Below are 13292 nucleotides of genomic sequence, written 5' to 3'. Positions count from 1 at the left end.
TCAGGCGGACCCGCCGTCCAGCCCGTGGCGGCCGGCTCCGGAAGCGAAGCGGGCGGCGCCGGTCACGGCTTCGGCGGCGAGCGAGACGGTGCCGTGCCCGAACTCGACGGCCAGGGCCGCGCTCTCGTCGAGGCCTTCCTGTTCGAGGACCGACATGCGGTCGTGGCGCAGACAGGTCTGCGGGAACGCCGCCAGGTGCGCCGCGAGTTCCTGGGCGGCCGTCAGCGCCTCTCCGACGGGGACCACGCGGTTGGCCAGGCCGATGTGGTGGGCCTCGGCGGCCTCGACCGCCCTGCCGGTGAGGATCATGTCCATCGCTCGGCTCGTGCCGATCAGGCGGGGCAGCCGTACCGTTCCGCCGTCGATCAGCGGTACACCCCAGCGGCGGCAGAACACTCCGAACACGGCGCTCTCGTCGGCCACGCGGAGGTCCGCCCAGAGCGCCAGTTCCAGACCGCCGGCTACCGCGTGACCGCTGATGGCGGCGATGACCGGCTTGGAGAGCCGCATCCGGGAGACGCCCATGGGGCCGTCCCCGTCCGCGGCGACCCGGTTGCCGTCGCCCTCGCTGATGGCCTTCAGATCGGCGCCCGCGCAGAAGGTTCCGCCCTCGCCGTAGAGGACGGCAACGGCCGCTTCGGGGTCGGCGTCGAAGGCACGGAACGCATCGGCCAGCGCCGTCGCGGTGGTCAGGTCCACGGCGTTGCGGACGTGAGGCCGGTTCAGGCTGATCGTCGTCACCGCGCCGCTGCGTCGGACCAGTACGGGCTCAGGGGCCGTGTCGTGCTCGGATGCCATGGCGTCAGAGTCTCCTTGGCCGCGCAGCCGGCGGAAGTCCGGCATGCGGAAGACCGTGTCGCCCGCCTCCCGGGCGCTCACCGCAGCCTAGCCAGTCGGTCGTCTCGGGGGGCGGCCACCGCCCGACGAGGGCTCGACCGCCGCCCCTCCCTGGGAGAACGGAGCGCGCGCGGCGCCGTGGTTTCGCCCCCTGCCCCCGAGCGGGACTGCCAGGATGGGGTAGATGCGCGAGTTCCGCTTTCGGGAGGCCGAGTTGACCGCTCCAGAGGCCGAGGGACCCAAGGTCCCGCCGTCGTTCCCGCCGAAGTCACCGCCGCCGCAGAAGAAGCCGGTGGAGGCCCCCCGGCCGCCGCCGGCCACGAAGCCGACGGGGTGGCTGAGCCTGCCCCGGCCGCGCATGCGGATCAGCAACCGGCAGACGGCGGCCCTGACCTTCCCGGCGGACGGGTGGGCCGCGAAGAAGGCCGCCGACCAGGCCCTGAAGACCGTACGGGGCTGGGGTCACGCCGGCCTGGACGAGCAGGATCTGCAGGCGGCCGTACGGTTCCTGGTCGACGCGGCCGTGCGGGACGGCGGACGACGCGTCAGCGTCCACCTCGGCGACCAGGAGGACAAGGTCCTCGTGGTGGCGCTCAGCCACCAGGCCGGGTCCGCGCCCGAGGGCGATGTCTTCGCCGAACTCCGGGCGCTGGCCACGGTGGACAGCTGCGGCGACGACCTCGCCGAGGACGGCCGCCGCGTCTGGGCCGTCCTCGACGCCGCGCCCCGCCGCCGCAGGGAGCCCTCGGCGTAGCGGCCGGTCAGTCGGCCGCCGCAGGCGTACGGGAGAAGTGACGGGCCGTGGGGACCAGTGCTGCGGCTGCCGGTACGGCGAAGCAGGCCGCGGCGCACACGGCGAGTACCGGGGTGACGCCGAAGGCGGTGATGGCCGGGGCGATGAGGGCCAGGCCGACCGGGGCCAGGCCGTAGGAAACGAGGAAGTCCAGCGAGGAGACGCGCGCGAGCTTGTCCGGGGCGACCTCGCGCTGGGTGGCCGTGAACCAGGGCACGTTGAACAGTTCGATCCCGATCCCGGCGACGGCGTACGCGGCGATGACCGCGGCGGGGTGGACCGGCAGCACGAGGCTCAGCGGTGCGAAGCCGTACGCGGCGAGGCCGGCGAACGCGGCCCAGCCCTGGGCGCGGGGCCGCCGGCGGGCGATGACCAGGGCGCCGCCGAGGGCGCCGACGGTGTACGCGGTCATGGCGGCGGCCAGCACCCATTCCGTGCCGTAGCGGTCGCGGCTGATCAGCGGCAGGGCGACGCTGGTCGCTGAGTAGCCGAGCGCGATGACCGCGGTGAGCGAGGCGAGGCCTGCCAGGAACCAGGGGTGCCGGCGGGCTTCGCGTATGCCGTCCACGAACTCCGCGCGGAACGAGGCACGCGGCGCGGGCCCGGCGGCGGTGGAGGAGGCCCCTTCCCCGCGGCCCGGGACGAGTGCGGCGATCAGCCAGAGCAGGCCGATGCCGAGCAGCAGCGTCCAGACGTCCAGGAAGGCCGCGAGCAGGGCGGTCAGCGCCGGGCCGGCCAGGGTGGAGCCTCGGACGGCCAGCGTCATGGCGGCGTTGGCCCGCTGCCTGCCGTCCGGGGCCACGACCTCGGCGGTGAGCGCCTGGAAGGCGGGGCGGCAGGCGCCCTGGCCGGCGCCGGCCAGGGCTGCGGCGAGGGTCATCAGCAGGACCGAGCGGCCGAGCCCGGCGGCGAGGAGGGGGGCCGCCGCGGCGGCGGCCAGGGCCGACCAGAGGACGACCGCCCGGCGGGAGTGGCGGTCGGCGAGTACGCCGCCGACGGCGACCGCGGCGAGGAAGCCGGCGGTTCGCGCGGCGAGGACGAGGCCGAGGCCTGCCGGGCTGAGCTCTCGGTGCAGCACCGCGAGACCGAGGACGAAGGGCAGCGCCCAGGTGGCCAGACCGGAGGCGGTAGTCCCTGCCCATAGGCGGAGAAACGCGGCATCACGCAGGACGGATGGCTTCGTGGCGGGCGGATCGTTCTTGGTCGGGGCGGGCGTGGATGAAGTCGCCACGGGGCGTTGCTCCTTGTTTTTTCACGGTCGGAGGGGCCGGCGGTGGCGACCAACGCGTCGCGCGGACGGCGTCGTTGCGGCCGGCCGGTACGGCCGGAGGATTCCGGCACTCACCCGGCGAGGAAGCCACCCCCGGAGTATTTATTGAACATGATAATCATTACGGTATCGTCTGCTGTCGCGGCACTCCTGCCCCGCGGCCAGAACCACGCTCCTCCCAGACCGGAGAACCCATGCGTCATCCCGTCCGCCTCGCTTTCGCCCTCACCGTCGTGCTCGCGACCGCCGGCTGCTCGGCCACCGCCGAAGGCTCCGCACCGGACCGCAAGCCCGCGGCCGCGGCCGCCGACGAGGCGGCGACCTTCAGCAGCTGCGGCCGGCAACTGGCCTTCGGCGGGCCGCCCCGCCGGGCCGTGGCCCTGGACCAGGCCTCGACCGAGATCCTGCTGGAGCTCGGGCTCCAGGAGCGCATGGCCGGAACGGCCAACCTGAAGACGAAGATCCCGGCGAAGTACCAGGCCGCCTACGCCAAGGTCCCCGTCATCGCACCGAAGATCGCCACCGGCGAGCAGCTGCGCTCCGCCACCCCCGACTTCGTCGTCGCCGGCTCCGCCGACCTCTACACGAAGGACCGTGCGGGCACCCGCGAGGAACTGGACGCCCTGAAGGTCCCCACCTTCGTCAGCGCCGTCGACTGCCCCCAGCAGAACGAGCCCGGCAAGACCGCCTTCGACCTGCTCTTCGCCGACTACGAGAACCTGGGCAAGGCCTTCGGCGCCGACGAGCCCGCCGGCAGACTCGCCGCCGGGCAGCGCGCCGCGGTCGCGAAGGCCGGGGAGACCGCCGCGAAGGTCAAGGACCAGCCGACCGTCGTCTACCTCTACTCCGTCTTCAACGGAATGCCGTACGTGGCCGGCAAGACCGGTCTGCCCAGCGAGATGAGCCGGATCGTCGGGGCCAGGAACGCCTTCGACGACGTGAACGAAGACTGGCCGGAGGTCTCCTGGGAGGAAGTCGCCCGGCGGGACCCGGACTTCATCGTCATCGGCGACCTCTCCGAGCGCGGCCGGCCGGGAGACAGCGCCGCCGAGAAGCGGGACACGATGGCCCGGCACCCGGTGATCTCCAAGCTCGACGCCGTACGCACCAACAAGATCATCGAAGTGCCGGGCATCGAACTCGACCCGTCCGTGCGCTCCGTGCACGCACTCGAGCTGCTCGCCGCGGGGATGCGGGACCTCGGACATGTCCGCTGACCCGGCCGACAGCCGTCCGGGGCCACTGGACCTGCTGCATCCGACGGCCCGCCAGGCCGCCGCGGCCGCGGCGGCCGCGGTACCGTCCTCCGCGCCGCCCCCGGCCGGCCGGTCCGCGCCCGCCCGGGCAGGGCTGTTCCTCGCCGCCGCCGCGGCCCTGGCCGTCTCGACGGCGTGGGCGGTGCGCATCGGCACCGCCGACGTGGGATGGGCCGACCTCGGCGCGGTGCTCGGCAGCCGCCTCGGCCTGGCCGTCGAGCCGCTGCCGCCGCTGGTGGACTCGCTCATCTGGGATCTGCGGATGCCGCGGGTCCTGATGGCCGCCCTGGTCGGCGCCTCCCTCGCGGTGTGCGGCACGGTGCTGCAGGCGGTCACCCGCAACGCGCTCGCCGACCCGTACCTCCTCGGCGTGTCCTCGGGGGCCTCGACCGGAGCCGTGGCCGTCGTGGTCCTCGGCGTGGGTTCCGGCGTGGTCGGGGTGACCGGCGGCGCCCTGATCGGCGCGCTGCTCTCCTTCGGTCTGCTCCTCCTGCTGCTGCGGCGGACCGGCCTGGACTCGGTGCGCATCGTGCTGACGGGGGTGGTCGTGGGCCAGCTCTTCACCGCGCTGACCTCGCTGACGCTGATGGCCTCGGCCGACGCGGACACCACCCGGGCGGTCACCCACTGGCTGCTGGGCTCGATGGCGCCCGCCCGCTGGGACGCGGTCGCCGTCTGTGCGATCGTCACACCCCTCGGGCTGGCGGCGGCGTGGCTGTGCTCGAACGCCCTCGACGGGCTCGCGTTCGGCGCCGACACCGCCGCGTCCCTGGGGATCGGCGTACGGCGCACCCGGCTGCTGCTGCTCGTGGTGACGGCCGTACTGACCTCCGTGGCCGTCGCGACCGTCGGCGCCATCGGGTTCGTCGGGCTGATCGTGCCCCACGGCGTGCGGTTCCTGATCGGGCCGACGCACCGCGTCCTCCTTCCGTACGCGGCCCTGTGCGGCGCGGTGTTCCTGGTGTGGACGGACGCCCTGGCGCGGGTCGCCTTCGCGCCGCGGGAGCTGCCCGTGGGCGTGATCACCGCACTGCTCGGCGTCCCGCTGTTCCTCCTCGTCCTGCGCAGGAGGGGTGAGCTGTGAGGATCACCGCCGAACGGCTGAGCTGGTCCGTGGCGGGCACGCCCGTCGTCCGCGAAGTCGACCTGGACATCGCCGCGGGCGAGACCGTCGGGCTGCTCGGACCCAATGGGTCGGGCAAGTCCTCCCTGCTGCGCTGCCTCGCGGGTCTGCGCGCCCCGGACGCGGGCACCGTGCTGTACGACGGCGAGTCCGTACGCCGGTGGAGCGCCCGCCGCATCGCCCGCCATGTCGCCTTCGTCGAGCAGGACTCGGGATCCGACAGCGACCTGAGCGTCGCGGACATCGTAGGGCTGGGCCGCACGCCCTTCCGGGACCGCTGGCGCGGACCGGACGCGGCCGACCGGGCCGTCGTCGCCGCCGCGCTGGACCGCGTCGGGCTCACCGCACTCGCCGGCCGGTCCTGGCGGGCCCTTTCGGGGGGTGAGCGCCAGCGCGCCCACATCGCCCGCGCGCTGGCCCAGCAGCCGTACTGCCTGCTGCTCGACGAGCCCACCAACCACCTCGACGTGAAACACCAGTTGGACCTGCTGGAGCTGCTGGCCGGTACCGATCAGACCGTCCTGGTGGCGCTGCACGACCTGTCGCTGGCCGCCCGGTACTGCGACCGCCTGGTGCTGATGCACCACGGGCGGCTGGTCGCCTCCGGCACCCCCGAGGCCGTCCTGACCGGCGAGCGCCTCGCCGAGGTCTTCGAGGTCGACGCCGAACTCACCACCGACGCCCTGGGCAACCGCGCGGTCGCCTACCGCCGCCGCGCCTGCGCCCCCTCCACCCCACTCCCCCTATGACAAGGAATCCCGCAATGACGACCACCACGTCCACCACGTCTCCGTCCCTCTCATCCTCCTCGACCGGCTCATCCACCCCTGCGCTTCGGAGCGTTGACGCGCTCACGGCGTCCGTGCTGGCCGGCGAGCACGGCCCGCTGCCCTCCGAACTCGTCGCGACGAGCGTGTTCTGGATCCACCACGGCACCCGCCTGGCGGGCGGCGACACCACGTACCTCAACCAGTACGTCCTGGTACGCCTCGGCGGCTCCTTCGGCGGATGCGCCTTCGAAGCCGGCGAGGTCGAACCGGCCGTCTGCAGCGACTCCTCCGGCACCCCGCTCGACGTCCTGCTCCGCGAGGCGCCCCGTCCGCTGCGCATGGCGGCGCTCGACGCCTACCTCGCCGAGGCCCGCCCGCACGTGAGCGCCGCGGAGGCGGGCGAAGCCGAGGCGGTCGTCCTGCCGGCCGGGACGCCGGAAGTCCGCGCGAAGGCCCGCGACACGGCGATCGCCGGGCTGCTCGACCTCCCGGCGGGAGCGAAGGTCGGCCTCATCGGCGTGGTCAACCCGCTGGTCGCCGCGATCCGCGAGCGCGGCGGCGTACCCCTGCCCTGCGACTTCAACCTGAAGACCACCCAGTGGGGAGACCCGGTCACCGGCGACATGCACCAGGTCCTCGACGAGGCGGACGCCGTCATCGCCACCGGAATGACCCTCGGCAACGGCTCGTTCGACACGGTCCTGGACCGCTGCCGGTCCCGGGGCATCCCGCTGGTGGTGTACGCGCAGAGCGGGAGCGCCGTGGCCCGCGCCTTCCTGGGGGCGGGGGTGACCGCGCTGTCGGCGGAGCCGTTCCCCTTCTCCCAGTTCAGCGCCGATCCCACGCGGCTGTACCGCTACCGGGCCACGGCCGGGGCCGGGGCGTGAGCGCGGCCGGCCGGGACAACGCGTACGGCACTTCCTCCCTCACGACAAGGAATTCCGACATGGACCAGCACTTCGCGGAGTCGGTCGGCCGCCCCGACCTGATACGCCTCGACGACCGCCTCGTCTGCCTCCGCTTCGAGACCATGAAGGTGGTCTCCGCGCTCGCGGCGGTCCGGCACTTGCTCGACACCGGAGCCGTCCGGCGCGGCGACACCCTGCTGGACAGCTCCAGCGGCATCTACGCGCACGCCCTCGCCCTGGCCTGCCACCGCTACGGCATGCGGTGCCACATCGTCGGTTCCACCACTGTCGACCACACCCTGCGCACCCAACTCGCCGGACTCGGGGCGACGCTGGAGCAGATGGCGCCGTGCAGCGACCTCAAGCTCGACCAGAAGCGACGGGTCGAACGCATCCACGAGGTCCTCGCCGAACACCCCGATTACCACTGGATGCGCCAGTACCACGACGACATCCACTACCTCGGCTACCGCTCCATCGCCGAGCGCATCCGGCGATCGACGGGAACCGAGGCCCTGACCATCGTCGGCGGCGTGGGGACGGGCGCCTCGACCGGAGCCCTCGCCCGGTACCTCCGTGCGGACGACCCCGGGGTCGAACTCGTCGGCGTGCAGCCGTACGGCAGCGTCACGTTCGGCGCCGAGCACGTCTCGGACCCCGAGATCATCATCGCCGGGATCGGCAGTTCCATCCCGTTCGGGAACGTCGCCCACGAGCTGTACGACGTCCTGCACTGGATCTCCTTCGACGCCGCCCGCGCCGGCAGCGTGGACCTGCTGCGCCGGCACGCGGTCTTCGCGGGGCTCTCCACCGGGGCCGGGTACCTCGCCGCCCGCTGGGAACGCGACCGAAGCCCCCGGCGGACCGTCCTGTTCATCGCCCCCGATACCGGCCACCGCTACGTGGACACCGTCTACGCCCGTCCCGGCCGAGCCGCGCGCCTGGAGGACCTGGCCCCGCACACGGTGGCGGCCCAGGCCGAACTCGCCCTGCCGTGGTCCCGCATGCGGTGGAACCGCTCGCCGTCCCCGGCACCGGGCCGCGCGGGTGCCCTCGCGCCGGCCTGACCGGGTTCATCGGGCGGTGAACTCCGGGACGGCCTGACCGGCAGGTGCAGCCCGGCCGGGGTCACAGCGGGACGCCGAGAGGTCCGAACTGCTCTTCCAGGTTCTCGGCCCAGTGGGCGGCGAAGTCCGGCTGAGTGCCGTCCGCGTCGGTGAAGCCGTACTCCTCGTACAGGCCCCAGGTGGCCAGGGCGCGTCCGGTCTTGGCCATGACGTGCGGGTCGGCGGCCAGCGCGGCGACAGCCCGTCCCAGATAGGCGGGGGTCTCGGAGTGGGCGAAGTGGGGGTCCCGGGCCGCGCCGTCGCGCCAGTTGGCCTCGGTGACGCCGAAGTGCTCCAGCAGGGCCTCCGAGCGCAGGAAGCCCGGTGTGATCGCCACGGCCGCGACGCCGTGGGGCCGCAGCTCGGCCGCTTGGGCGACGGCGAGGCGGATCACCGCGGACTTCGCCAGGTCGTAGAAGAACGAGCCGCGGTAGCGGGCGGTGTTGCCGTCGGTGACCTCGACGACCAGCCCGCTCCCGCAGGCGACCATCAGGGGCAAGGCGAACCGGCTGGTGATCACATGGGTCTCCACCGCCCGTCGCATCAGGCGAAGACCGGTCTCCAGGTCCTGTTCCCACAGCGGGTTGTCCCAGTCGGTCAGCGGGTCCCCGCCCCAGACGGAGTTGACCAGGATGTCGAGCCGCCCGTCCTGTTCGGCGGCGATCCGGTCCACCAGTGCGCGGACCTCGCCGGGGCGGCTGTGGTCGGTACGGGCGGGGATGCCGAGGCCGCCGGCGGCCGTGACCCTTGCCGCGGTCTCCTCGATGGTTTCGGGCCGGTCCAGGTCGGAGCGCCCGGCGGCGGTGCTGCTGCGGCCCGTGACGTACACGGTCGCGCCGGCGGCACCGAGCTCGACGGCGATGCCCCGTCCGCCGCCCCGGGTGCCGCCGGCGACCAGGGCCACCTTTCCGGCCAGGGGCCGCGGGTCCGTCGTCATGATGCCTCCAGGTCGTGGCCGTGTGGGTGCGGGAGGTGGGGGGACAGCACGATGTCGAGCTGCTGCCGGAGCCGTTGCGCGAGGGTGCCCTGGCGTTCGAGCGCCCAGGTCAGGCCTGCTCCGGCGGTGATCGCCTGTACGGTGCGGGCGAGCGCCTCGACCTCGGTTCCGGCGCGGAGCTCGCCCGCCGCGGCCGCCTCCGCCAACAGGTCCTCGATCGCCCTTCCCTGGGCGCGGTGCACGGCCAAGGCGTGCTCGTAGAGCTGCGGATCCGTGAGGTCCAGGCACAGGAACGCCAGATGGTTGGCGAAGGTCTCGGGTGTGGCCACGGCGGCCGCCGACTCCACCGTCAGCGCCGCCAGGGCGCCGAGCGCCGACGCGTGCGCCTCACGTGCGCGCCCGGCCCGCTCGCTCGCCTCCTTCGCGGACTGGTCGGCGAGGGCCACCAGCAGGCCGCGCTTGGACCCGAACCGCTGCACAAGGGTGGCCGGCACCAGCCCCACCTCGCGCGCCACGGCGGCCAGCGTCAGCCCCGTGGGCCCCAGCCGGCCCATGACCTGCGCTGCGGCACGCAAGATCACCGCATCCTCGACCCCTCGGGGACGCCCCACTCCCGCCACCCCCTCGTCATTAATAAATGTCTGTTCATTTATTAAAGCGCCCGGTGCCTCCTGCGGCAAGTTTCCGGTCAGGGCTGGGGCTGTTCCGGTACGAAGTCCAGTGCCGCGGCCTCGAAGGCGACGAGGTCGTCCTTGCGGAGCAGCGCGCTGACCCGGGCGCCCGCCCGCGCGTCGAGGACGCCGCTCGCGTCGGCGCCCAGCATCCCGGCGATCTCCCGGCCGTGCAGGTCGACCGCCGCCTCGACCAGTTGCGCGAGCGCCGCGGCCGCGGCTCGCGACCGGACCGCCGCCGTGGCCAGGGTGACGGCGGCGACCAGCGCCGCCGGCCACCACCAGCCGCCGAGTGCGAGGTACAGCAGCCCCCACGCGGTCAGCCGCGCGGCGGACCGGTACGCCGCGTACGCCCGGCTCAGCTCCTCCCGCGTGCTGTCCGGCACGGCCAGCCAGAGCGTCGGCCACCACGCCGTCAGGTCGACCCGGTAGGCGTGGTGCACCCGTACGTCCGCGGCGCGCAGCCGGTCCCCGATCCACGTCGGGCGTTCGGCCGGCACGAGGGAGATCCGCGCGCACCGGACCATCGCCTCGCGCAGGGCCGCCCGCGCCGAAGGATCGGCCCGGTGCGGGGGCACGGCCGAGCGGACGACAGCCGTACGCCACAGCCGGACCTGCTCCTGCGCGCGCGACCACCGCCGTCTGCGCAGTCGGGCCAGCGGACGCAGCGGCCACCAGCGCCCCTCGGCGGACCACAGCCGTTCCACGAAGAACCCCAGGGCCGCCGCACCGAGTCCTGCCGCCGCGGACGCCGCCGGCACGCCGGCCGCCACGAGCACGCCGATCCCGGTCTTCCCGCTCGCCTGCGCGGCTGCCAGCCGGTCGATCCAGGCACCCAGTCCGCCCGCGTCCAGCGCCCGCCGATGCCCCAGCACGGACGCGACGGTGACCGCGGCCACGAACAGCGCACCGGGCAGTACGAGCAGCGCGAGCCAGCGCTCGGCGAACCGCTTGCCGAGCTCGCCGAGGAAGGCGTTCACAGCGGGATCTCGACCCGCACGAGCGGAGCCTCCAGCGCCGCGCACGTCGGCGGGCGGCCGTCGCCGCCCAGCGGCGTGAGGCGTACGCAGCGCCGCGGCGCCGGGCAGACCCACCCACGCAGCACCCGGTGGCCGCCCTCGCCCGGCAACGGCTGGTAGGCGCGGCTGCCCGTGGTCAACCCGTCGATCCCGTGCACCGCGAAGCCCTCGTCGACAGCGTCGAGGTCCCCTCGTACCGCTTCGAGATCCGTCCCCCGCCGGAGCGCGCCCAGCACCCGCTCCAAGGCCTCGGCAACGCCGTACCGTTCCGCGCGAAGCGTCAATTCGCCGCCCGCCAGTTGCGCGCACAACCGCTCGATCCGGTGATCCATGTCCGACATCCGACCTCCCAGGGCGCCATGATGACAGACGATCAGATACCGAGAGCACTGAACACCTCACCGAAAGTGACCAGCTTGCATCCGGACGGATACCCTGAACTGCGCGCGCGGGCCACGCTGTTCGAGGAGAGCGGTGATCCGCGCCCGCTCTGCGACCCGGATGCCGCGGAGCGCGCCCTCCGTATGGCCGGCGCCTGGCGTGCCCACCCCGACGGTGCGGACTTCGACGTCGTGTACACCCTGGCCACCCTGCTGTGGCAGCGCCATCTGTTCCAGCGCCGGACATCGGGCGCGCGCCGCGCCGACGGCCGGGCGGAGCGGCGCGCGGCGCTCTTCCTCTACGCCTGGACGGACGCCTTCCTGCCGGCGCTCGTACCGGCGGACGTGCGGACGGCCGTACGCCGACTCCCCCGGCTGCCGCGAGCGTTCAGGCGCCTGCGCAAGGATCCCGGGGAGCGGCCGGCCGCCCTCGTACGGCACGGGCTCGCCGCTCTGAACCGTCACGACAGGCTGCTCGACCGGCCCACCCTGCGGCTGGGCCTCACCCTGATGCGCGAGGCCGTCGACGCCACGCCCGCGGGCAGCCCCCTCGCCCACACCCTGGGCGTGGATGCGCGGTGCGCGCTCGGCATCGGCCTCCAGCGCGTGCTCGACGTCACCGGCGACCTCCGGGTGCTTCCCGAAGCCTTGGCCATCGGCCGTGAGGCGGTACAGCGCTGTCCCGACGACCACCCCGAACGCCCGCTGGTGTTCTTCAACTTCGGCACTCTGCTCCTGGACTCCCACCTTCGCGCGGGCGACCAGGACGCGCTGGGCGAGAGCCTGCGCGTCAGCCTCCGCGCGCTGGAGCTCACCTCGGCCACGGACCCCGACCGTCGCGAACGGCTGGCCCACGTCGCACACCTGCACTCCCTCCACTACGACCGGACGCGTGATCCGGCGCATCTGCGCAAGGCGGTCGCACATGGCCGTGAGGCGGCGCGCGGCCTGCGTTCCGGGACCCCCGTCCGCGACGGCAGTCTGCTGCACAACCTCGCCAAGGACCTGCACACCCTGTACGAGGCCGAACGCGATCTGCAGGTACTGCGCGAGTCGGTGAGCACACAGCGCAGGGCCGTCGACGCCACGCCCAAGGACTCGCCGAAGCGGTCCGGGCGGCGGCACAACCTCGGCGTGTTCCTCGTGGACCTGGCCGAGGCCACGGGCGACGCCGCCACGGTCCACCGCGCGGTCGCCCTCGGCCGGGAGAACCTCCGGCAGGCACCGCCCGGCCACCCCGAACACCTCAACTCCCTCGACACCTTGTACCGCGCTCTGGACCTGAGCGTCTGGGAGCTCGGCCTACGGGAAGGGGCCGCAGACCTGTTGGACACCGCCCGGCGCCGTGTCGGGGCCGCCGGACCCGACACCTCCCGGGAGGCCGCGCTGGTGCTCGCCCAGACCCTCAAGCGGGTCTACGACACCACGGGCGAGCTGAGCACGCTGCTGGAATGCGGTGATGTCTACCGCCGGCTGACCGACCCGGCAGCCGCCGGAAACCTGTCGGCCCGGCGCGAGGACCCGGTGGGGCACCTCCTTGCCCTCGTGGACGTCTTGGCGGTCCTGTACGAGCGGCGCGGAGACCTCGACGCGCTCGACGAGGCCGAGCAGGTCGCGAGGCGGGCCCTGGCCCTCGCTCCCGCCTCCGGCACGGCGCGAGCCGTCGCGCTGGCCAAGCTCGGCGACGTGCTGGAGCACGCCGCTGACCGGGCCACCGACGCGGACACGTACCTGGCGCGCGTCACGGAAGCGATCGACCACGGCATGGCGGCCGAGGCAGCCTGTCCCAAGGACGACGAGCGGTACCCGGCCCTGCTGCTCCAGGCCGGGCGGGCATGCCTTGACATGTACGATCGAAGCGGGATCGCGGCGGCCCTCGTCAACGCGAAGCCCTACCTGGAGCAGGCGGTCCACACCCTTCCCCTGGACGCGCAGAACGGGGCCGAGGCACGCGCTCTCCTGGCTGAACTGCTCCTGTCACGCCATCGCTGCACGGCCGAGCAGGAGCGCCTCCTCGACGCGTTCCCGGACGACCTCCCCCGCGCCGCGGCCCTGGCCGGACGGCATGTGAGGCGGTGTCGGCACACGACCCCCGCAGGAAGGACGGCTTCCTGTGGCTCCTGGCCCGTGTCCTCGACGAACACGCCGCAACGGGTGGAGTCCCGCAGGCGGCCGTCGAGGCCGAGGACATCTGCCGGACGATCGCCGCGCTGACCACCGCG

The 13292-nt window shown here is 73.7% G+C and carries 13 protein-coding genes; 7 read left to right on the top strand and 6 right to left on the bottom strand.

Features of this window, described 5'->3' with window-relative positions; genetic code table 11:
- Nucleotides 1-798 (bottom strand): crotonase/enoyl-CoA hydratase family protein, encoded by a 798-nt coding sequence (locus ACIPUC_RS12420; RefSeq protein WP_446589086.1) that lies wholly within the window; start codon nucleotides 796-798, stop codon nucleotides 1-3.
- 223 nt (nucleotides 799-1021) lie between these two features.
- Here ACIPUC_RS12420 and ACIPUC_RS12415 point away from each other — a divergent pair, with 223 nt between their 5' ends.
- Nucleotides 1022-1591 (top strand): hypothetical protein, encoded by a 570-nt coding sequence (locus ACIPUC_RS12415; RefSeq protein ID WP_446589085.1) that lies wholly within the window; start codon nucleotides 1022-1024, stop codon nucleotides 1589-1591.
- Nucleotides 1592-1598: 7 nt separating this feature from the next.
- Here ACIPUC_RS12415 and ACIPUC_RS12410 read toward each other — a convergent pair whose 3' ends face one another.
- On the bottom strand, nucleotides 1599-2861 hold the full coding sequence (locus tag ACIPUC_RS12410; protein ID WP_446589084.1) for an MFS transporter: 1263 nt from the start codon (nucleotides 2859-2861) through the stop codon (nucleotides 1599-1601).
- A 233-nt stretch (nucleotides 2862-3094) separates the two neighbouring features.
- Between ACIPUC_RS12410 and ACIPUC_RS12405 the strand changes: the two genes are divergently transcribed.
- From ACIPUC_RS12405 to ACIPUC_RS12385, 5 genes are read left to right on the top strand one after another with little or no spacing between them, the layout of a single operon-like run.
- On the top strand, nucleotides 3095-4117 hold the full coding sequence (locus tag ACIPUC_RS12405; protein ID WP_446589083.1) for an ABC transporter substrate-binding protein: 1023 nt from the start codon (nucleotides 3095-3097) through the stop codon (nucleotides 4115-4117).
- On the top strand, nucleotides 4107-5240 hold the full coding sequence (locus ACIPUC_RS12400; protein ID WP_446589082.1) for a FecCD family ABC transporter permease: 1134 nt from the start codon (nucleotides 4107-4109) through the stop codon (nucleotides 5238-5240). Before ACIPUC_RS12405 ends, ACIPUC_RS12400 begins: the two co-directional genes overlap by 11 nt.
- Nucleotides 5237-6028: an ABC transporter ATP-binding protein gene (locus ACIPUC_RS12395; RefSeq protein ID WP_446589081.1), complete on the top strand. Its 792-nt coding sequence runs from the start codon at nucleotides 5237-5239 to the stop codon at nucleotides 6026-6028. The genes ACIPUC_RS12400 and ACIPUC_RS12395 overlap by 4 nt, the downstream gene beginning before the upstream one ends.
- Before the next feature lie 14 nt (nucleotides 6029-6042).
- Nucleotides 6043-6936 (top strand): Rossmann-like domain-containing protein, encoded by an 894-nt coding sequence (locus ACIPUC_RS12390; protein WP_446589080.1) that lies wholly within the window; start codon nucleotides 6043-6045, stop codon nucleotides 6934-6936.
- 59 nt (nucleotides 6937-6995) lie between these two features.
- The gene (locus ACIPUC_RS12385; protein WP_446589079.1) at nucleotides 6996-8024 is read left to right on the top strand and encodes a pyridoxal-phosphate dependent enzyme; all 1029 of its coding nucleotides are present in this window, start codon (nucleotides 6996-6998) and stop codon (nucleotides 8022-8024) included.
- A 61-nt stretch (nucleotides 8025-8085) separates the two neighbouring features.
- Here ACIPUC_RS12385 and ACIPUC_RS12380 read toward each other — a convergent pair whose 3' ends face one another.
- The 4 genes from ACIPUC_RS12380 to ACIPUC_RS12365 form a co-directional block, all read right to left on the bottom strand.
- Nucleotides 8086-9000 (bottom strand): SDR family oxidoreductase, encoded by a 915-nt coding sequence (locus ACIPUC_RS12380; RefSeq protein WP_446589078.1) that lies wholly within the window; start codon nucleotides 8998-9000, stop codon nucleotides 8086-8088.
- Nucleotides 8997-9581 (bottom strand): TetR/AcrR family transcriptional regulator, encoded by a 585-nt coding sequence (locus ACIPUC_RS12375; protein WP_446589077.1) that lies wholly within the window; start codon nucleotides 9579-9581, stop codon nucleotides 8997-8999. The genes ACIPUC_RS12380 and ACIPUC_RS12375 overlap by 4 nt, the downstream gene beginning before the upstream one ends.
- 107 nt (nucleotides 9582-9688) lie before the next feature.
- Nucleotides 9689-10651: a hypothetical protein gene (locus ACIPUC_RS12370; protein WP_446589076.1), complete on the bottom strand. Its 963-nt coding sequence runs from the start codon at nucleotides 10649-10651 to the stop codon at nucleotides 9689-9691.
- The gene (locus tag ACIPUC_RS12365; protein WP_446589075.1) at nucleotides 10648-11031 is read right to left on the bottom strand and encodes a hypothetical protein; all 384 of its coding nucleotides are present in this window, start codon (nucleotides 11029-11031) and stop codon (nucleotides 10648-10650) included. Before ACIPUC_RS12365 ends, ACIPUC_RS12370 begins: the two co-directional genes overlap by 4 nt.
- Nucleotides 11032-11097: 66 nt before the next feature.
- Here ACIPUC_RS12365 and ACIPUC_RS12360 point away from each other — a divergent pair, with 66 nt between their 5' ends.
- Nucleotides 11098-13284, top strand: a complete 2187-nt coding sequence (locus ACIPUC_RS12360; RefSeq protein ID WP_446589074.1) for a hypothetical protein — start codon at nucleotides 11098-11100, stop codon at nucleotides 13282-13284.
- Nucleotides 13285-13292 lie beyond the last annotated feature (8 nt).

The organism is Streptomyces sp. LARHCF249, from assembly GCF_052871255.1.
The sequence above is the reverse complement of the archived record's forward strand: the minus strand, read 5'-3'. Positions and strand labels throughout refer to the sequence as shown.